The organism is Sphingobium sp. BHU LFT2, assembly GCF_018604485.1.
Classification (GTDB): Bacteria; Pseudomonadota; Alphaproteobacteria; order Sphingomonadales; family Sphingomonadaceae; genus Sphingobium; species Sphingobium yanoikuyae_A.
Genome location: NZ_JAFCGW010000018.1, coordinates 1 through 18,557, shown reverse-complemented (window position 1 = coordinate 18,557; position 18,557 = coordinate 1). Strand labels below are relative to the sequence as shown.

Annotated in this window: 22 protein-coding genes; 14 read left to right on the top strand and 8 right to left on the bottom strand. The window is 56.7% G+C overall.

What is annotated here, in order from left to right; translation table 11 throughout:
- Positions 1-267: 267 nt before the first annotated feature.
- The gene (locus JQK15_RS22810) at positions 268-1,161 is read right to left on the bottom strand and encodes an NAD(P)H-hydrate dehydratase (RefSeq protein WP_214868279.1); all 894 of its coding nucleotides are present in this window, start codon (positions 1,159-1,161) and stop codon (positions 268-270) included.
- Positions 1,158-1,925 carry a histidine phosphatase family protein gene (locus JQK15_RS22805; RefSeq protein ID WP_214868277.1) on the bottom strand — a complete coding sequence of 256 codons (768 nt, stop codon included), beginning with the start codon at positions 1,923-1,925 and terminating at the stop codon, positions 1,158-1,160. The genes JQK15_RS22810 and JQK15_RS22805 overlap by 4 nt, the downstream gene beginning before the upstream one ends.
- Before the next feature lie 142 nt (positions 1,926-2,067).
- Here JQK15_RS22805 and JQK15_RS22800 point away from each other — a divergent pair, with 142 nt between their 5' ends.
- The 4 genes from JQK15_RS22800 (at position 2,068) to JQK15_RS22785 (ending at position 4,904) form a co-directional block, all read left to right on the top strand.
- Positions 2,068-2,277 carry a hypothetical protein gene (locus JQK15_RS22800; RefSeq protein ID WP_214868275.1) on the top strand — a complete coding sequence of 70 codons (210 nt, stop codon included), beginning with the start codon at positions 2,068-2,070 and terminating at the stop codon, positions 2,275-2,277.
- A 218-nt stretch (positions 2,278-2,495) separates the two neighbouring features.
- A complete protein-coding gene (locus JQK15_RS22795; RefSeq protein ID WP_214868273.1) occupies positions 2,496-3,611 on the top strand; it encodes a DUF3182 family protein in 1,116 nt (371 codons plus the stop codon).
- Positions 3,608-4,405, top strand: coding sequence for an alpha/beta hydrolase family protein (locus tag JQK15_RS22790; protein ID WP_214868271.1), 798 nt, complete (start codon positions 3,608-3,610; stop codon positions 4,403-4,405). The genes JQK15_RS22795 and JQK15_RS22790 overlap by 4 nt, the downstream gene beginning before the upstream one ends.
- A gap of 58 nt (positions 4,406-4,463) precedes the next feature.
- Complete coding sequence (locus JQK15_RS22785; RefSeq protein WP_214868269.1) at positions 4,464-4,904, top strand: pyridoxamine 5'-phosphate oxidase family protein; 441 nt, start codon at positions 4,464-4,466, stop codon at positions 4,902-4,904.
- Positions 4,905-5,132: 228 nt separating this feature from the next.
- On the opposite strand, the gene JQK15_RS22780 is transcribed toward JQK15_RS22785, so the two are convergent.
- On the bottom strand, positions 5,133-5,774 hold the full coding sequence (locus JQK15_RS22780; RefSeq protein ID WP_214868267.1) for a class I SAM-dependent methyltransferase: 642 nt from the start codon (positions 5,772-5,774) through the stop codon (positions 5,133-5,135).
- Positions 5,775-6,168: 394 nt separating this feature from the next.
- Between JQK15_RS22780 and JQK15_RS22775 the strand changes: the two genes are divergently transcribed.
- Complete coding sequence (locus JQK15_RS22775) at positions 6,169-7,062, top strand: SDR family oxidoreductase (protein WP_214868265.1); 894 nt, start codon at positions 6,169-6,171, stop codon at positions 7,060-7,062.
- Between the two features lie 102 nt (positions 7,063-7,164).
- On the opposite strand, the gene JQK15_RS22770 is transcribed toward JQK15_RS22775, so the two are convergent.
- Both JQK15_RS22770 and JQK15_RS27070 read right to left on the bottom strand, forming a co-directional pair.
- Positions 7,165-7,602 carry a DUF3597 domain-containing protein gene (locus JQK15_RS22770; protein ID WP_214868264.1) on the bottom strand — a complete coding sequence of 146 codons (438 nt, stop codon included), beginning with the start codon at positions 7,600-7,602 and terminating at the stop codon, positions 7,165-7,167.
- Positions 7,603-7,784: 182 nt separating this feature from the next.
- Positions 7,785-7,994 (bottom strand): hypothetical protein, encoded by a 210-nt coding sequence (locus tag JQK15_RS27070; RefSeq protein WP_251007981.1) that lies wholly within the window; start codon positions 7,992-7,994, stop codon positions 7,785-7,787.
- Between JQK15_RS27070 and JQK15_RS27065 the strand changes: the two genes are divergently transcribed.
- Together JQK15_RS27065 and JQK15_RS22760 are read left to right on the top strand one after the other, a co-directional pair.
- The gene (locus JQK15_RS27065) at positions 7,921-8,142 is read left to right on the top strand and encodes a DUF4142 domain-containing protein (RefSeq protein ID WP_353047258.1); all 222 of its coding nucleotides are present in this window, start codon (positions 7,921-7,923) and stop codon (positions 8,140-8,142) included. The genes JQK15_RS27070 and JQK15_RS27065 overlap by 74 nt on opposite strands.
- Before the next feature lie 650 nt (positions 8,143-8,792).
- A complete protein-coding gene (locus JQK15_RS22760) occupies positions 8,793-9,536 on the top strand; it encodes a Crp/Fnr family transcriptional regulator (RefSeq protein WP_214868262.1) in 744 nt (247 codons plus the stop codon).
- A 7-nt stretch (positions 9,537-9,543) separates the two neighbouring features.
- Here JQK15_RS22760 and JQK15_RS22755 read toward each other — a convergent pair whose 3' ends face one another.
- Together JQK15_RS22755 and JQK15_RS22750 are read right to left on the bottom strand one after the other, a co-directional pair.
- Complete coding sequence (locus JQK15_RS22755) at positions 9,544-9,894, bottom strand: response regulator transcription factor (RefSeq protein ID WP_251007980.1); 351 nt, start codon at positions 9,892-9,894, stop codon at positions 9,544-9,546.
- Entirely contained in the window at positions 9,891-10,778 is an 888-nt protein-coding gene (locus tag JQK15_RS22750) for an iron-containing redox enzyme family protein (protein WP_214868260.1), read from the bottom strand. Before JQK15_RS22750 ends, JQK15_RS22755 begins: the two co-directional genes overlap by 4 nt.
- Positions 10,779-10,982: 204 nt before the next feature.
- On the opposite strand from JQK15_RS22750, the gene JQK15_RS22745 reads away from it, so the two are divergent.
- The 4 genes from JQK15_RS22745 (at position 10,983) to JQK15_RS22730 (ending at position 15,432) form a co-directional block, all read left to right on the top strand.
- Positions 10,983-11,699 carry a Crp/Fnr family transcriptional regulator gene (locus JQK15_RS22745; protein ID WP_214868258.1) on the top strand — a complete coding sequence of 239 codons (717 nt, stop codon included), beginning with the start codon at positions 10,983-10,985 and terminating at the stop codon, positions 11,697-11,699.
- A gap of 53 nt (positions 11,700-11,752) precedes the next feature.
- A complete protein-coding gene (locus JQK15_RS22740) occupies positions 11,753-11,941 on the top strand; it encodes a hypothetical protein (RefSeq protein WP_214868257.1) in 189 nt (62 codons plus the stop codon).
- A gap of 171 nt (positions 11,942-12,112) precedes the next feature.
- Positions 12,113-13,207, top strand: a complete 1,095-nt coding sequence (locus JQK15_RS22735; protein WP_214868255.1) for a glycosyltransferase family 4 protein — start codon at positions 12,113-12,115, stop codon at positions 13,205-13,207.
- 8 nt (positions 13,208-13,215) lie between these two features.
- Positions 13,216-15,432 carry an amylo-alpha-1,6-glucosidase gene (locus tag JQK15_RS22730; protein ID WP_214868253.1) on the top strand — a complete coding sequence of 739 codons (2,217 nt, stop codon included), beginning with the start codon at positions 13,216-13,218 and terminating at the stop codon, positions 15,430-15,432.
- Between the two features lie 26 nt (positions 15,433-15,458).
- Here JQK15_RS22730 and JQK15_RS22725 read toward each other — a convergent pair whose 3' ends face one another.
- A complete protein-coding gene (locus JQK15_RS22725) occupies positions 15,459-16,226 on the bottom strand; it encodes a Crp/Fnr family transcriptional regulator (RefSeq protein WP_214868251.1) in 768 nt (255 codons plus the stop codon).
- Positions 16,227-17,526: 1,300 nt separating this feature from the next.
- Between JQK15_RS22725 and JQK15_RS22720 the strand changes: the two genes are divergently transcribed.
- From JQK15_RS22720 to JQK15_RS22710, 3 genes are all read left to right on the top strand, one after another.
- Positions 17,527-17,676 carry a hypothetical protein gene (locus tag JQK15_RS22720; RefSeq protein WP_214868249.1) on the top strand — a complete coding sequence of 50 codons (150 nt, stop codon included), beginning with the start codon at positions 17,527-17,529 and terminating at the stop codon, positions 17,674-17,676.
- Positions 17,624-18,145, top strand: coding sequence for a type II toxin-antitoxin system death-on-curing family toxin (locus JQK15_RS22715; protein WP_353047255.1), 522 nt, complete (start codon positions 17,624-17,626; stop codon positions 18,143-18,145). The genes JQK15_RS22720 and JQK15_RS22715 overlap by 53 nt, the downstream gene beginning before the upstream one ends.
- A gap of 135 nt (positions 18,146-18,280) precedes the next feature.
- A partial coding sequence (locus JQK15_RS22710) for a transposase (protein ID WP_214868246.1) occupies positions 18,281-18,557 on the top strand: 277 nt, incomplete at its 3' end.

Genomic DNA, 18,557 nt, shown 5'->3' with positions numbered 1-18,557 from the left:
TCATGCAAGCGTCCATCGGTAGATAGAGTTCCCGTCCATCTCTCGATATGGCGGACGAAGTACCCTCTCTGGATTTAACTAAACTGATGTGAAGCGAGCACAATTTTTGCAAATGCCCAGCTGCGTTTAAGCGGTTGCGCATCGAAGCGGTCCGCTGCGCCTTTCACGTCTGGCCATCGACCGCCAGGATCGGGAGGCGTTCAACGTGGGAACCGGGGGTTACGCTTGCACGCAGCAGGACATTTGAAGGAGGAAATGTCCTCAGGATCAGGAGGCTCTGGTTAGCTGTCCGTCTATTATAGCAGGAATGAGCGGCAGAAGCTCGCGCGCAAGAAAACCGATCTGGCCCATTCTCCCCGCCAGTTCCGCTCCGGCCTGACCATGGGCCCAAGCACCCCAGGCTGCTGCCCTAAACGCAGAGGCACCCCGAGCAGCCAGGCCACCGACAAGACCGGCAAGGACATCACCCGAGCCACCCGTCCCGAGCCCGACGCATCCACCGGTAAAGACAAGGCACTCTCCGTTAGGGGACGCCAAGTAGCTCTCCTTTCCCTTGAGCAGAATGACAGCGTTCCAGCGACCAGCCATTTCGATGGCAATCGCTGCCGGATCCGCTTCAATCGCTTCTACAGATAAGCCGGTCAAAGCAGCCATCTCACCATGATGCGGGGTGAAAATGACATCTTTCGGATGCCATCTGGATTGGTCGAGCCTGCGCAGCGCTACAAGTGCAGCGGCGTCGAGAATAAGACAACCCGGCCAGACGAGACTATCGAAGAAATTATTGATGAATGCCTCGGTGCCTGGCGTATTGCTCATTCCAGGTCCCAGCACAAGCGTGTCACAGGCTGCCGTTCGCGCGAGCAGAATGTCTGCGGCTTCCGGCGCGATCTCTCCGTCGCTGTCAACAGGCAGCGCAATCATTGCGGCTTCTGGAACCAAGACGCCCAGCGAAAGTGACACAGATCTCACCGTTGCCAATTGGAGCTTCCCCGCGCCAGCGCGCAAGGCAGCTTCGCCGGTAAGGCGCAGAGCCCCTGGTACGAATTCACCGCCGCCCACCACTAAAACCCGGCCGCGATCATTTTTGTCGGCGCCATGCTCGATTGCCGGCAATGGGTGTTGCAGCAGCCATGCCTTATCGAGTGCCTTGCAGCTCATCCGCGAGCGCCCGCGATGGCGTCTGGCGAGCGAGTTACGGGCGTATCTTCCTGTTCGACCGGGGCTGTTACATTATAGCGCTTAAGAGATAGTCCGCCACGCGCGCCCTTGCTCTCATCAAACGCATATTCGGTGATGGCACAATTGGCGACGTCTGCCTCATGGTCTATCTCCAGTATCTCGGCCTCGTTCATGCCTTCGATAATGTAACGCAAGCATAGCACTACCACTTGGTGGGTGAAGATCATTACATGCCTCTGCGCATGATGGAGCGCGATCGTATCCATGACGGATCGCAGACGCAGTATGACGTCACACCAGCTCTCGCCACCGGGCGGCCGATGATAGAATTTTCCGAGCACCCTTCGGAACTCGGCCTGTTGCGGTTCGAGGCTGCGGATGCCGGTCGTTGTCAACCCGTCGAGTATTCCGAATTCCTTTTCCCGCAAGCGCTCATCAAAGCAAATGTCCACGTCCTGCCCACAGCCTCCCGCGCTACGGAAAAGATCAGCGGTCTGGCAGGCGCGTCGATAGGGCGACGCAAGGAGGATATCGGGCCGATCATGGGGCATCCGTCTGGAATACCAGCGACCAAGTGCGCGCGACTGATCGCGACCAAGATCGCTCAAGGGCACGTCTGCATCGCGATCCAATACATCGATACGGTCAATATCAGCTTCAATGGCAGCGTCTCGCGCAACATTGCCTGCGCTTTGGCCGTGCCGAACGATCGTCAATGTCCTGGGCCAATGCGTTTGGATCATCGCTTTTCTCCTTTGCTCAAAAATGGATGGGCGGCACAAATGATCCCGCACTGAGCGCGCCAGAAGATCGGGATCACGGATATTTCACGGTCCCGTGGAGTTGAAGCCATTGAGAGGAGCCAGGAAAGGCCGGGAATTACGGATGCGTGATGATGTCGAAGCACTTACGCTGATGGCCGAGGAAATCGCTCTTCTGCGAAACCTTGCTATCCAGAACATGAGCGATCCAAGTTGGGTACTAGTGCGAGCGTGCGCTGATCATATGAATGAGATCATGGATCATTTTATACAAGATGAGCGCCATATGGGCGGAGAGATGCCCTGGTGGCGACAATTTAGAGAAAGGTCTTGATCCAATGGCTGAGGCGAATACGGCTTAAACCGCGCGAAATCCCTTCTCATCTCGATCCCTCTCCCGCCGCTAACCCGTGCCCAGTGGCTTTCTCGCCTACCGCCACGTTGAACCCGCGAAGCACAATTCTGCCGCACAGGGCAAATGGATATAAAAGCGTAAGACCGGGTTGTTGAAGAACTGCCTGACGGCAGCTTCTCCAGGATCCGAGAGGTTTAATGGCCAGTTTTCATCAAACCCGCCTAGTCAAAATCTTTCCCGTGCTGGCTGGCACCATGAACAACGAACATGACCGGGTTGCACGAGCGGAACTTGCGCGAAGGATAGCCCGGCTGGGCGGGGCGACATTCGTGGAGCATGAACCTTCGACAGTCCGTGAGCCCGATGATCCACATCATACGCTCTTCATTCCTCCAGGCACGATTGAACTGGCCGTAGCTGTTCAGCTGGGCATCCGCAACGAGAGTCAAATTTACGGTGGCGTGGTTCCCCACGGCTTTGTGGGAAGCAAGGTCATCACGCATCCGCTTTTCCAGCCCAATGATTCAATACCCACGGGATGGCGCCCTGAACTGGGCGCTGCTCTTGCGCCATATGTCCTCTCTGGCTGGTCAGCTTTCGATATCGATACTGTTCGCGCCGCGAGCCTGGATCTACTTCAGCACGGCTCGATCCGTCTGAAGGAAGTTGAAGCGACTGCAGGGCTTGGACAATATGTTGCGACCTCGCCCCAGGGACTGGAAGAGGCGATCGCACAGCTTGATGCGAAAAACATTGCGCGCCATGGCGTCGTAATTGAACAAAATCTCGACAACGTCGTCACTTACAGTGTCGGAATGACATGGCTATTTGGCGAAACAATTTCCTATTGGGGCACTCAACGCCTCGCTACCAACAATGAAGGCGCCGTAGTCTATGGCGGTTCGACCCTGCATGTCGTGAGGGGCGGCTTTCAACAACTGGCGGCGCTCGAACTTGCCGATGATTTGAAACAGGCAATCGAGAAAGCGATCGCATATGACGCGATTGTCTCGAAATTCTATCCCGAGCTGATGGCCTCCCGCCGCAATTATGATGTCGCTGCCGGCGTGAATGCCACCGGGGAAATGCGCGTGGGCGTGCTTGAGCAAAGCTGGCGCGCAGGCGGCGCGAGCGGCGCCGAGATAGCCGCTTTTGAAGCATTCGCACGTGATCGCGAACGTTCCACGGTGACATGCGCGACGATGGAGATTTATGGTGAAGTCGACGCCGCGCCGGAGGGGAGCACCCTCTATTATAGCGGTATCGACCCGGTCGCAGGGCCCATGACCAAATATGTAATGGAGTTGGAATGACAGGCAACCAAACATGTTTTGACGTTGAGGGGGAAAGTCTCGAGGCAACCATCCTGTCACCGGACAAGCTGGTTCCTGGCATCCTCTTCATCCATGGCTGGGGCGGTTCGCGCGATCAGGATATGGTTCGAGCCGAAGAGATCGCGCAGCTAGGCTGTATCTGCTTCACCTTTGATCTACGAGGACATGCCAGACACGCTGAGGAACGAAACAAGGTGACACGATCGCATGGCCTTGCCGATGCCGTGGCCGCATATGACTATCTTGTCGGCCAGGACCAGGTCGATCCCTCTGCAATTGCGGTCGTTGGCACCAGTTATGGCGGATATCTTGCCGCCCTTCTCACAGCGGTCCGTCCGGTCAACTGGCTCGCCTTGCGTGTGCCGGCTCTCTATCCAGACGAGCATTGGGATGTCCCCAAAGCAATGCTCGATCGAGACCTAATCAACGCTTATCGGGCGCGCTTCCGTACCGGCCGGGAGGATAAGGCGCTCGCCGCGTGCGAACGATTTGCAGGAGATGTGCTTATCGTAGAATCAGAGAATGACGATTATGTCCCGCACGCGACAATCAGCTCCTACATGTCCGCTTTCCACAACAGCAATTCCTTGAGCTATCGTATCCTCAAAGGCGCCGACCATTCATTGCGGGATGAGGGTTGCCGGCGTGCGTATAACCAATTGCTGCTGACCTGGATCGAAGAAATGGTCCGGGGCGGTCGCCGGTCCTCCCGGGCCAGCGGGCAAGACGCAGGGGAATTGCCTTCACAGGCCTACAAACTTGCAGACCACTAATCCCTCTCGTCTTGGACCGATAGGCTCATTCACGCGTTGAGCCCGAAAGGAGAGAGCCATGCCTCTGACACTTGAAGATCTGTCGCGAAAAATGAAGGAAATCGATTTCGCGATGCTTGCCACCCATACTGAAAATGGTGCCATCGGATCGCGCCCGATGAGCAATAATCGCGAAGTGGATTATGACGGCACCGCCTGGTTCTTCACCGACGAAAATACATTGATGGCCTCAGATATTGCGACGAATCCGGCTGTCAATGTAAGTTATCAGGGCAAATCAGGCCTGCTGGGCCACCGCCCCTTCTTCGTTTCGGTGGAAGGTCGGGCTATGTTGGTCAAGGATCAGGCGCAGTTGGAGGCACATTGGAGCAAGGGATTGGAACGATGGTGGCCGCACGGTCCGCAAACGCCCGGGCTTATCCTGATCCAGGTCGTCGGCAAGCGCATCCATTATTGGCACGGTGAGGAGGACGGCGAAATTCTGCTTGAGGGCGCTTGATGCTGGCCACCGACGAAAAATGTCCGAGCGCCGACTTGGAAGACCAGCGCTTCCATCGTCGGCGTCGTTCCGGTTTTCATCGCCATATTCGTCGATTTGGGGTCTTGGCATGGCAAGAATCCGTAGAAGGACCCAGCCGTACACGAGAATGTTGCTACTGAGCATACCGCCCGGTCTGTAATCAGCGGCTATGAGGCAGGCGATGAGCAGCCACGTGAGGCCCCCAGTTCACCGTCTTCTTTGTCTGTCGGGCTTGGATGCCCAATATAGGTGACATGGTGGGATATTGCGCCATTCATATGCGGCGCGCACCATGTCGAACCGACGCTCGAGGAGCGCGCGCACAGCAGTCCGCATCTGATAGGCCATGAAGACCCCGTCGGGAGACAGGATTTGAACGCTGCCATCAATGATTTGCGTCGCAACTTCAGGCTCAAGGGTAGAAAAGGGCAGTCCCGATATAATGCAGTCGGCCTGCAATTGACCTAGCTCGGCCATGATATGCTGCACATCGGCAGCCGACCCCGTAACGACGTGCAATCTCTCATCTGTGATCGTCGAGGCCAGATGGTCGGTGAATGACGGGCTGGTATCGATGGCAATCAGCCGGGCACAGGGTTGAAGGCGAGCAAGGATGGCGCTCGTGAAAACACCGGTACCTGGCCCATATTCCACCATCGTGGTCACACAAGGCCAGTCGACGCCTTGCAGCATCCGGTCTATCAGCCAGTGGGACGCTGGGAATGACGAGCCGACCATCGTGGGGCTTTTCAAAAATTCCGCAACGGCCACCATGCGAGCCTTCAGATCGCTCGTTCCCACATGGGTTCTGGGCGCGGGATAAAATGCGGCATCTTGCACCTTAGCCATTACTGCTCCTAAGTTTCGTGCCTGATCTTAAAGCCTGATGGCGCCCGGGTGTTTCGGCCTTGCCGGAAAAATTATGCTTAACCAGATCAATTCCCGACCGGATTTCCTGTGCTTCCCTCAGCTCTGTCGATGTCGCCTTCGGCCCGGATGCTGCAACATGGATCGATTTGATATTCATGCGATATCTGCCGGAAGCAGCGTCACTTTGATTCGCGGCAATCGAACGGGCCGTTGCGACCGGCGATAATTTCTTGGTCTGGTTCAGGCACTTGATTGAGCCGGGCTTCTTTCGGCTACTCCGTGGAACCAGATGGCCAGACGGCTCGTAATTTGCTGTGCCGCTTGAAACGGCATCTCAGGACAATGTCCCTGTCCCTACCAGCAAGGAGCCAATATGGCAGAGCGTCTCACCATGCAGGACCCGCGCGAGCAATATCCAAAGCCCCCTTTTCCCGAGCAGCCACAGCCTGTTCCAGGCATAGCCGCGGACATGGACCCCAAGCCCGATCATGGCGAAGACAGCTATGTCGGCTCGGGTAAGCTGCAAGGACGAAAAGCGCTCGTTACCGGCGGCGACAGCGGTATCGGACGGGCCGTAGCCATTGCATTTGCGCGTGAGGGCGCCGATGTCGCCATTTCCTATCTTCCAAGCGAAGAAGCAGACGCAAAGTCAGTGATAGACTTGATCGAGGCTGAAGGCGGCAAGGCTGTCGCGCTGCCTGGGGACATTACCGATGAACGCTGGTGTCTCGAGCTTGTCGATGAGACAGTCTCGGGCCTTGGCGGACTTGACATTCTGGTGATCAACGCTGGCCATCAGCAATATCGCGACGATGTGGGCGCGGTGAGCTCGGAAGATTTTGACACTACGCTCAAGACAAATCTCTACGCCATGCACTGGATCACGCAGGCGGCTGTTCCGCATCTTCCAGCTGGTGCGTCTGTGATCACCACCGCCTCTGTGCAGGCCTACGAGCCATCAGCCATCCTGCTGGACTATGCCACTACCAAGGCCGGCATCGTCGCCTACACCAAGGCGCTGGCAAAACAACTCATCGAGAAGGGCATCCGCGCCAATGTGGTCGCGCCTGGTCCCTTCTGGACGGTTCTTCAGCCAAGCGGCGGCCAACCGCAAGACAAAGTCACCAAATTCGGTGAACAGAGCCAATTCGGTCGCCCCGGTCAGCCCGTCGAGATAGCGCCCGTCTATGTGCTGCTCGCGTCTCAGGAAGGCAGTTATATTACCGGTGAGGTTTATGGGGTAACTGGCGGCGCCGGTATCGCCTGATGAAAGAACGGCCCCGTCGCCGCGGGGCCGTTTCTGCGCAACCATGTCAACCTCGCCAGCCGCCAAGCCAAGGTCTTCATGAGCCCGCTGAGCATAGAGCAGTCAGTGGCGCAGACTTTCAGGGACCACTCCCCCATTTGCGGATAGCTTCGCCATGACAGCCCGGTGAAGTGCGATATTCTGCTCCGCGCTGCCGTCCGCGCCTACCCTCACGGAAAGTTCCTCGGCCAGCTCCTTACGTGCGGCTAGGCTTGAATCCAGGTCGAGCAGCTTCAACAGGTCAACGATAGAAGTCTGATAATTTCCGCCTCCTTCCTTGGCATCAGCCATGGCTAAAAGCACAGCGCCGACATCAACCGCGACAGGGGATGTAGACTCAGGCGCCGGGACGGAGGCGGCTGGCGACGTGGCAGGTGCTGGAACAGGCGTCGACGCAGGACCTGGATTGGATGTTCCTGTCGAGGAAGGAGTAGGTTTTGCGCTGGCTTCCGCGCCATCATGCCCAAAAATCCTGTCCCTGATTTTGCTGAATATGCCCATCTTTCGTCCTCCAAGATTGGAACCCCTTCTAACGATGGGCGCCAAGGAAGGCTCCCAGCGGGAGCGAGGCTGAAAGCCCCGGGTGGACGCGTCTACACGGTAAAATGCGGGAGACGATTGATAAGGATGCAGTTCGCGATTGAGGCGCTATCATTGACGGTGCTGACCATCGGTGGAGGCGGTCAGTAGGCCGACACTATATCCACGGAAAATGGTGCGGCGCCGCTCAATGACGTCAATATGGTTGAGCAGGTCCCGGTGGCGGAAAAGCCGGGATAGGTTTTTGCCAGCTTTGCCACCAAGAGCGATGCGGTCGAAATAGGAAGTTCCAACTTAGCCCTGGCAAACAGCCAGTCAGCTTCGGTCAAGACGCTCGTGGTCTCGATGATCAAGGCTGATACCGAATCCGCCATGAAACTGGCTGCGGCCGCGAGCGAAACATCTCTCGCGATTGTGCCAACCCCTTCCTCGATGGCTGTACGGCAAAAAACGCTTCTCATGCTCAAGGAAAAGAAGGGAGCCGGTTTCGACGCCGCCTAAATCGAAGCACAGATCAAGAGACATCAGGAGACGCTCGAAACGCTCAGAGCCTATTGCGCGACCGGAGATGTTCACTCGTGCAGCAATTTGCAACATCCCTGGTGCCCATCGTGACCGGGCATCTCAACATGGCTCGGGGACTTGAGTTTTGGTGGAACCCAGCGTCCTTGGCTCGCTGATGGAGGGCGGATAGTGCGTTTCGTTTGCGGTTCTCCGCCCCGCCCCGTGCTTCATGAAACCGGATTGGGGAGGCCTCATGGAGTTTCGATAATGGGCTTTGGCATATCCCTATCAGGCCTTCGGACGCTTCGTCTGGAATGGCAATGATGGATTATTTGCCGCAGGGAATGCGGCGGCCCAGGTCGACGAGGCGGCCGGCCGCAAATGTGCGGCAGGACATCGGGTAATCCCGATGGCCCCCGCCCCCTGCTTTTTGTGCCAATCACTTCCATATGTGTCTGCCAAAAAGATTTCTCCGCCAGTTGCTGAGGCGAGGATGGAAATCGCGCGCTTCAAACTTGCAAGTGGCAACGATTAAACTGGATCAGTCGCGACGGGCGATCAGCAAAAAATGCTGGCTTGTGACTGATCCTTGTAAATGCGCTGGGTTAGCGAATGACGGATGGACGCTCCGGACTTGCGGAGAGATCATGCTGCCACCTTATCATCGCCTTGACGAATTCGTGCCCCTGACATCTACCGAAACTCGGATCGCGGAAGGCTGGACGAGCAGCCAGCGTTCTGTAAAGCGGCATCATATCATCCGACGAGAAGGCGACCAAGTATCCGGGGTTTTCTTCTTATTGAAGGGCTGGGTCAGCTCGTCGGTGATGCTGCGTGATGGCCGCAGGCAGATCGTCAAAGTGCATCTGCCCGGCGACATGCTCGGCTTTCCCAGCCTTTCCCTTGTTCATGCCGGGGAGACGCTGGAAGCCCTTACAGATGCAGTTATCTGTCCTATCTCCAATGCCGCGATCGGCAAATTGCTGATGGATAGTCCGCGCCTCGCCACAGGCCTTTTTCTGAGCAGCCAAAAGGAACGGGTAGCGCTCATGCAAAATCTTTCCTGGCTGGGCGCAACCTCCGCCCTCGAGCGGATGGTAGCTTTCCTCCTTGACCTACATGACCGCGCGAAATCATCAGGCGTTGCCATGGAAGACCGTTTTGAAATCCCACTCACACAGCAGCAGCTCGGTGAGCTGCTTGGTCTGACCGCCGTCCACGTCAATCGAACCCTCAAACGCCTGGACAGCAGCGGCCTCGTGGAGCGTCAAAAGGCATTGGTGAGGCTGATCGATATTGCCGGATTACAGAAAATGACAGCCAATATCGCGCCGATCTTCGCCGAGCACGACGCTTGGGCCCGTCTCGGTAGCCCTTCGTCGAATCCCTAATCCATTTCTAATGGAGCATGCGTTGCAAAGTCGGGATCAACCGCTTTCCCATGGCAAGCTTGGGAATGAGCGGTGCGGAGGGATGTCCCGCGACGGCAGGATGATCAAAAGAGCCCGAGCAGAACACATAGGGAATGTCGTAGAGATCAAGATCATCTGCCAGAAGGCCCACATCCCCCTTTTTTAGCCGAATATCGAGCACGGCACCTGAAGGCATTTGTCTGGCAAGCGCTTCAAGGCCGTCGGACAAGGTCATATGGGGACCATCGACCGCATAGTCCGCCCCCTCCAGCATTTCGACGATGATTTGCGCAATCGCTGGATCATCCTCAACCAGCAGTATTGAACGGTCCATCATGCTACTCCTAGATGAGTGCGATAGCGGTCGAAACAGCGAGCGCCACAATGCAACCGGATCAGCGCGCCCTCGGCCATTGCTCTGGCACGCCGAGGATCCTCCTCCACCAGCGGCCTGATCGCCTCGTCATTCCAGTCGCGGCTATGCTTAATATCGAGAACTGCGTGCAGATCGAAATAGCGGCGCTCTGAGCCGGACAAACCGATACGCCGCAAGCCCTTGGCGGTATGCGCCGATCGGTCTGGAGCCGTAAGCTCGATAACACCCAACGCGCCAACACTATGCCATGCATAGCAGCGTGACGACGCCATGGCGGTCATGGCGTTTGCAAGTGCCAGACTTTCCCAGACAGTATGTTCAATTTGGGTGTCGAGTTCGAGAATGTCGACTAGTTGTCCCAACATGGGGCCATGCATTCCCTTGGGGTTGCCTCGTCCCATCTCGTCCCAATAATTGCGCGCCAGTTCGAGCTTGGCTCGGGCCGGCAACTTGACCTGCGTCATCGCTACCAGGTCATCGAACCCTGCCTCACCGGCTGCTTCCTGCGACAGGAACCAGCGCAACTGGTCCTTATCGGCCTCATTTGCCAACCAGGGAAAAAGCGGATCATGCTGTCCGGGCCCGGATGCCTTGAGCGCTTCGAACCATTCGACAAATGCGTCAGGATCAGCAGGCGCAAGCGAAGCCTCCTTCACAACCTCTTGGCGCAACTCCTCGATAAATGCATGCTCCAGCCGCAACATTGTCCGGTCTTGATCAAACTGCCGGGGAGTCGCGTCCTCGGGAAAGGCGGGGGAAAGCCGCCGCTTGTTCCAGTGGCTTAGTTGCTCCTGGAAATCCTGCCGAAGAAACTGCGAACCGCTATGTTCAAGCTGAGTAGCCACCGATAAGCCTTCCGATTTTTGATATATAGGAAGAATTCGGAAAGCGGCCCCCCGTTCCGCAAAATCAGACTAAACAGGATCAAGATTGTTAAGGCGTAGGGGATAGAAAAATCGGCCTTCACCCGATTTCAGTATCTGCCCGAAGGGAAAAAGGCCTATGCTAGTCCCATCTACGTCAATCTTCCTTCAGCGCTGGATGCCTCCATGATTTTTGCCGATCTGCTCCGTAACCGCAGGCGTGACCAACTCACTGCTGGAGATCTCGAGGCACTCGAAACCGCAGTTTCAGATCTACGGACCATAGCGGCACGCAAGACAATGATTTCGCGTGATGATCCAGTCCGATTCAGCACCTATCTGATCGAAGGCTTCATGTGCCGCTATATGGACGATCGCCAGGGCGCGCGCCAACTCGTTGCGGTCCATGTCGCGGGTGATTTCGTTGATCTTCACGGTTACCCGCTTGGCCACCTCGATCATGACCTGGCAACCTTGACAAGTTGCAAGGTGGCCCTGGTGCCCCATGGTGCGCTTGATCAGCTGATGGTCACGCGCCCTCATCTAAGCAAATTACTCTGGTTCGCAACGTTGCTGGACGCCGCCATGCACCGCGAATGGATCTTCCGTCTGGGTCGCCTGGACGCACTTGCACGGGTCAGCCATTTCTTTTGTGAGATAGAGGCAAAATTGCGGGCTGTGGGACGAAGCGATGGCACGAACTTTCAGCTTCCCATGACGCAAACGGATTTGGGCGAAGCATGCGGGATAACCCCCGTTCATATGAACCGGATGCTGCGTGAATTGAAGGAGCGCGGCCTGATGGAGGTGCGCCGCGATCAGGTGCATATCGCTGACCTAGCTGCCCTTGCCCAACTGGGAGAATTCGATCCTTCCTATCTTTTTCTGGACCGGCAACACTGAAGGAACCGGAAGTTGCGGTTGGTCGTTCCCTCGCAACTTCAGGAGGACTGTCCATGCCAACGCCTGGAATTCATAATGATATTGGGACGGCTTCGGCCGATGCCGGCCTCGTCATGCTCGATGGTCCCAATGGTATTGCCATCACTTTGACGGCCGAAGCCGCAGAAGGAACGGGGCACGCCCTAATTCGCGCAGCGGAAGAAGCCAGATCCCAAATGGACGAAGGCACAAAAGAAACATAGATCAACAAACAATGTTAGTATAGTCGGGCTCTGGCCTTATATTCTTGATGAAATTATGTGCGATACCCGTCTCAAAGGTTCAGCATGCAACTTTAAGCGTCTCTAGCATTTATGCATGCGACCTGCACATCTCGGGGGACTGCGGGCTTGTCTCTATCGAGGAATCGCAGCATGAAGATTGCCCAAATTGCCCCGCTCGCTGAAAGCGTGCCCCCCAAATATTATGGCGGTACCGAACGGATTGTCTCGTACCTGACCGAAGAACTGGTCAGTCAGGGACATGATGTTACGCTTTTTGCGAGTGGGGATTCGCGTACTGCTGCAGAATTGGTTCCCATTACCCCCGCAGCCTTGCGACTAACGCCCGGCATCGTTGACCCCATTCCATATCATATGATGTTGCTGGAGGCGGTCAGGCAGCGTGCAGATGAGTTTGACGCACTTCATTTCCATATCGACCTACTGCATTTGCCAATGGCGCAGAACTTTATCGGCCGAACCGTGACCACGCTTCACGGACGCCTCGACCTACCCGATCTACCACCCTTCTATCGTTGCTTTGGCGATCACTGCCTGGTGTCCATTTCGGATCATCAGCGTAAACCCATGCCGCCCGTTAATTGGGGGGGGACCATATATCATGGCCTGCCTGCCGACCTGCTTCCACCGCGTCATGGCGATAACGAGTCTTATCTTGCCTTTCTTGGCCGTATCTCACCCGAAAAGCGGCCTGATCGGGCCATTCGCATCGCCGCGCGGGCCGGCAAAGAGCTTCGTATCGCGGCCAAGGTCGACAATGTGGATCGGGCATACTGGGAAACGGAAATCGCGCCCCTCATCGATCGTTACCCCAACATACATTTTGTTGGGGAGATCAATGAACAGCAGAAGGCCGAGTTTCTGGGGAATGCAAGCGCGCTGCTCTTTCCGATCGACTGGCCTGAACCCTTCGGTCTGGTAATGATCGAGGCGATGGCTTGCGGCACGCCGGTAATCGCTTTTCGATGCGGCTCGGTTCCTGAAGTGATCGAACATGGCCGGTCAGGATTTATAGTGGATACCGAGGATGAGGCGGTCGCGGCCATCGAGCAATTATCTCACCTTGATCGGCGGCGGGTTCGGAGCGCATTCGACGCACGCTTCACGGCGGCAAGGATGGCCGCCGATTATACTGCGCTATATCATGGATTGCCCGGCGCGCGCACGGACGCCGCATGGCTGCGCCGCCAGCGAGGGGAAGAAGCAGAGCTGCAGATCGTCGCATAGGAGTTGCCATGTCCATGACCCAGCATGAGTCCGACCTGCCGGGTATCGCCGGCGGACAGGCCCTGTCCCAGGCGCAGACCCAATTCTTCATTCCTGCAACTGCTTCTTTGCACGAGCGTCGCCCCCGAACTCTCAAACATGGCGACAGCTTTGCAGTGTTCGATCATAGCGGTGACGCAATTTCTGGGCCCGGCAGCCCTGAAGGCCTCTATCATCGCGATACGCGGCATCTTTCGCATCTCTATCTCACCGTCAACAACATGCGTCCAATTCTTCTCAGTTCGGCATTGAGGGACGACAATGCTATGCTCACTTGTGACCTGGCCAACCCGGATTTTCCCGGTGACGATGGTCGCGTAGAAGTTGAGCATGACCTTATCCATCTGCGGCGCACACGCTTCTTATGGAAGGGCGCGATCTACGAGCGGATCACAATCCGCAACTTCGACACTCAAAGCCGGAAAATGTCCGTCGAATTGGCATTCGGAGCTGATTTTGCCGATCTCTTCGAGATTCGCGGAATGACGCGCTTGCGTCGCGGTACGCTGCGTCCGCCAAAAGTTGGTGCTGCGGAAGTTTTGCTCTCATATGTGGGGCGCGATTATCTTGAGCGCGCCACTCATCTTCATTTCGACCCACCGCCACTTAAATTAACGGAAAGCTCCGCCCGGTTCGAGGTCAATGTGGCGCCCGGAGAACGCTGCACTTTGTTCGCGCGCATTTGCTGCGGTCATATGCGAGAAGAGGAGCCTCTTCCCAAGCAATTCCTCAAATGCCTGCGTGAGGCGATGCGGGAGCTTCGGCATGCCCGATCACGTGGTGCCACTATCCGTTCGTCCAATGACCTGTTCAACGAAGTTGCTCGACGCTCGGTTGCAGACATTTCGATGCTGTCTACCGAGACCGAACATGGACCCTATCCCTATGCTGGCATACCCTGGTTCAGCACCGTGTTCGGCCGAGATGCGCTCATTACCGCAATTCAGACGCTATGGCTCGATCCAGCCGTCAGCCGCGGAGTACTTGGCTATCTCGCCGCGCATCAGGCCATAAGTTTTGATCCGGCGTCCGACGCAGAGCCGGGCAAGATCCTGCACGAGGTACGCCATGGCGAGATGGCAGAACTGGGCGAGGTACCGTTTCGCCATTATTATGGCAGCATTGATTCCACTCCGCTGTTTGTCATGCTCGCGGGCGCCTATCTGGAAAGGACGGGCGACATCGCATTTCTTCGTACAATCCTGAGCCAGATCGAGGCAGCACTGGCGTGGATTGATGTGCACGGTGACCGGGATGGCGATGGTTTCGTGGAATATGGGCGGCTGACTGACCAGGGACTTCAAAATCAGGGCTGGAAGGATAGTCACGATTCCATCTTCCATGCTGACGGCAGTATCGCAAAGGGCCCGATCGCGCTGGTAGAGGTGCAAGCCTATGTCTATGGCGCCTGGAACGCGGCGGCCGCCATCTACCTGGCCACCGAGGAGGCCGACAAGGCATCGACTTACCGCGCAAGGGCGGCTGATCTTCGCGATCGGTTCGATGCCGCCTTCTTTGACGCGGCCCTGGGCACCTATGTCCTGGCTCTCGATGGAGAGAAGCGTCCGTGCCGCGTCAGATCGTCTAATGCAGGCCATGTACTCTACACCGGCCTTGCCAAGGAAGAGCGGGCGGCAACGGTTGTACACACGCTGATGGCGCCATCCTCCTTTTCGGGGTGGGGCGTGAGGACAATCGCTTCCACGGAGAAGCGATACAACCCCATGAGCTACCATAATGGCTCGATCTGGCCCCATGACAATGCCCTCATCGCTGCCGGCTTTTCGCGCTACGGCTTCCAACGGCAGGCCGCTCAGATATTTGAGGGGCTGTTTGCCGCCGCCACCTATGTAGACATGATGCGGTTGCCTGAGCTCTTCTGCGGTTTTCCTCGCCGTCGCTCGCAAGGTCCCACCTTTTACCCTGTTGCCTGCAGCCCGCAGGCCTGGTCCGCCGCGGCACCACTGGCATTGATCCAGTCAAGTCTTGGGTTGCGGTTCGACGTCCCTTCGCGTCAGATTATTTTCAGCGAACCGGCCATGCCGACCTTTTTGAATGCGCTCAACATTCGGGCCCTGTCAGTAGGAAGTGGTAAAGCGGATATCAGTTTCGAGCGCATGGGTGAGACAGTTATTGTCAAACCTCTCGACCGCAGTGGCGACGTCTCCATTGTCACTCTGGCTTGAGGCCGCGCGCCTGGGAGCTTAGCACATTACAAAGTTCCCATCGTCATATCGCCTGCATGCTCGGGACGGTCGCTGGGATAGTCGGTCGAAAGCTTCAAATGGAAATAGTCCGGCTCAAAGCCGCAGCTCTGCCGCAAAGCCCTGATATCAGGCACGCAGAGCTCGCCGCCTGCCATTTCAATCAGGCCTTCCCTGCGCATGCGTTGTAGCATGCGGTTGACATGCACAGGGGTCAGCCCGCAGGCATCGGCTAAATCCTCTTGGGTAAGCGGCAATGCGACGCGATCGGTGCCAAGGCCGATCAGAAGTGATCGGAAATGCAGCTCGCATAAGAGGTGCGCCACGGCATCAAAGGCGTTGCGGCGGCCGCTATTAACCAGCCATTGCCGTAAAATGGCTTCATCCACCAGCGTTGCTCTCCAAAAGGCACGCGCGAGTGTGGCCGACAGACGAGTGATGCGATCTATTTCCTCATTTGCGATATAGGCTATCTGACAATTGGTCACTGCGACAATAGCGTGGTCCATCGCATCCAGCAAAGTTGCATGCAGATCACAAAAATCGCCTGGGAGCATGAAGGCAGTGATGCGGCGCGAGCCATCTTTGAGAATTTTATATCGCGCAGCCCACCCTTCAATGACTACATGAAGAAATTCAGGCGACTCGCCGTCGGAGATAATGTCCCTCCTGCGCGACACCGGACGAATGTCCCTACAGGCAGATAGGACCATCTCCTGCTCGAGGCCTTCGAGGGGTTCAACCAGTTCAAGTTTGCGGATGACATGTACGTTCACACCGTCTCCACGCAATTGCGTTTAGGCCAACTTAACATATCTTATGCCCTTACCCGCCCAACCGAACCTGATGGCCGATGAACCGTGATTTTTTCGCGCTATCCCCATTTTCTGAAAGCTGGTTTTGGCTAGGGCGGATGAATACGGCTCGGGCCGCTTGCGTTCCCCTGACTTCGATTCGGTCGCACGTTGATCTCGTGGTCCTGTCCTGACCGATGAACGGGTGGAGAGCATCCGGATCGGGCCCGTTGGAAAAGGCAATTCCATAGCCCTTGTGGCTGCGCCGCCTGATCTCATGCAGTTCGTGGCGCGGGACCAGTGGCAAACACGGCATGTCGCCCTTGCGCTTGGCCAGTCGCGCATTTTGGTGAAGCCATGGCGTGTTCAAAGCACTCGCCGCGATAAGTTTCTCAAGGCTGCCAAAAAAAAGGAAAAACTATCGGAGGCTTGAAAAACAAGCGCCCTTATCTCCAAGCCTTGGTGATCTGCTCGTCATCGATGGCGCTCACAAGCCGTCAAGGCTATGGAGGCTGGCTCTCCATGTCCGCCATATATGTCGCTCAGCAACTAGGCGCGTTCGATATCAGCTTCCTGCTCAGCGATATCTTTCCACCAGAAGCGTAGGGCGGCATCCCATCGATATCCGTGAGACTTTAGCCGATCCTTCGTCAAAAGACGCGCCGATAGCATGTACGCGATATGTCGGCAGTTCAGAGCCGCGCAAGAATGTCATTCACGGCCAGCGCTCCTCATAGAACCAACCGCATTGCGCCACGAGATGTGCCAGGGCGCGCCCTTCGAACCCAAGCTCGAGCCAATCAAGCTCGGCCCTCGAGCAGGCCCAGGGCTTGCCAGCAATGGCGGGGACGCGCCGATCCACAGCAGCCTGAAGTGGCTAGTGCGCAGGACAACACATGCACTCCCTCGGAAATGGCTGCATACGACGCCTGCACGTCGACCTGCGAAGCAAACTATTGGGACGATTACTACAATTGCGAAATTACGGTTGGCGGCTCTGGATATTATTGCTTCTTGACCGCCCAGAACAAGAGAGACAACTGCAACTGGGCATGCACGCCACCGTGCTTTTGACGGGGCAAACGATCGAACATTGGGAAACCTGGGCGAGGCACGACCTCGCCCAGAAGGCCGACAAGATGCTTCATGCGTCCAGGCAGTCATTACGGAAACGTCAAGAGTCCTGAGACCTCCGACGGTAAGCTATTTCAACCTTTTCTTGACCTGTGCGTTCTAAACCTCGATATAAGAATTGACCGCAACCGCAGTGAAGGAGGACGACATGACGGCATTGTTGAAGGCCCCTCCCCAGGGAGCAGCTAACGAGGACGTTGCGTTCCCCGCGCGCCCCCAGACTAATATCGACCGTAAGATGCTGCGTGAGCGCATGTTCGATCGCTTCAAGAACACATTCACCGATCTTGCCAAGTGAGATTTTCTGGCTCCAGCCAGACGACGTAATTGAGCTTCACGAGAGCGGGTTGCAAGCGTTCGGAGGCCCTTCGGGCATCCGTGACGCGAACCTGTTGCACTCCGCTCTCGTAGCGCCGTGGCAGCTGCACAGCTACAATGGCGAGAACGATATTCTCAAGCTTGCGCTGAGGCTCTGCCTTCGCATAGCGAAGAACCACCCGTTCATCGACGGCAACAAGCGCGCCGCCCTCGGCAGCATGATCGAATTTCTTAACATTAATGGCCACGACCTCGATCCCTTTCTCGACGCGGAGCTGACCAGCATAAAAAGGGACATCGCACCAGGGACGACGATGCTGTCGGATCTCATTAAGCGCCTTGCCGCGGGCGAAACTACAGAAGAGGAAGCCTACGACTTCCTGCGCACTCTACTGACCCCCTTCGAGTTCGCTGAAGAGCATCAGGCGTCAGGGACAGACGGCACCTAGCCGGTTGGCAGAATCGTTCTCATTCTGTTCTCGTCCGCTCCATGGAGCGCAAAAAAGCCCGACGACTTGCCAATATGGGTCCAGACGCTAGAGGCTGTTATGGACTTGTGAGTCCGAATGGATTCAAAGGCTTGGATGGAGATTGTCCGCAAGCCTTATCCGTCCGACGTATCCGATGAAGAATGGGCGCTGATCGTGCCGTATCTGACGCTTCAGCGCGAGGATGCGGGGCAGCGCGAGCACAGCCTGCGCGAGGTGTTCAATGGCCTGCGCTACATCGTGAAGACGGGCGCGCCGTGGCGCTGGCTGGCGGCGGAATGCTTCGAAGCGTTGGTGGACGATCTGCGCGCCGTGCTGCGTCTGGCGGCAGGTCGCACCGCTGAACCCAGCGCGGCCATCATCGACAGCCGGA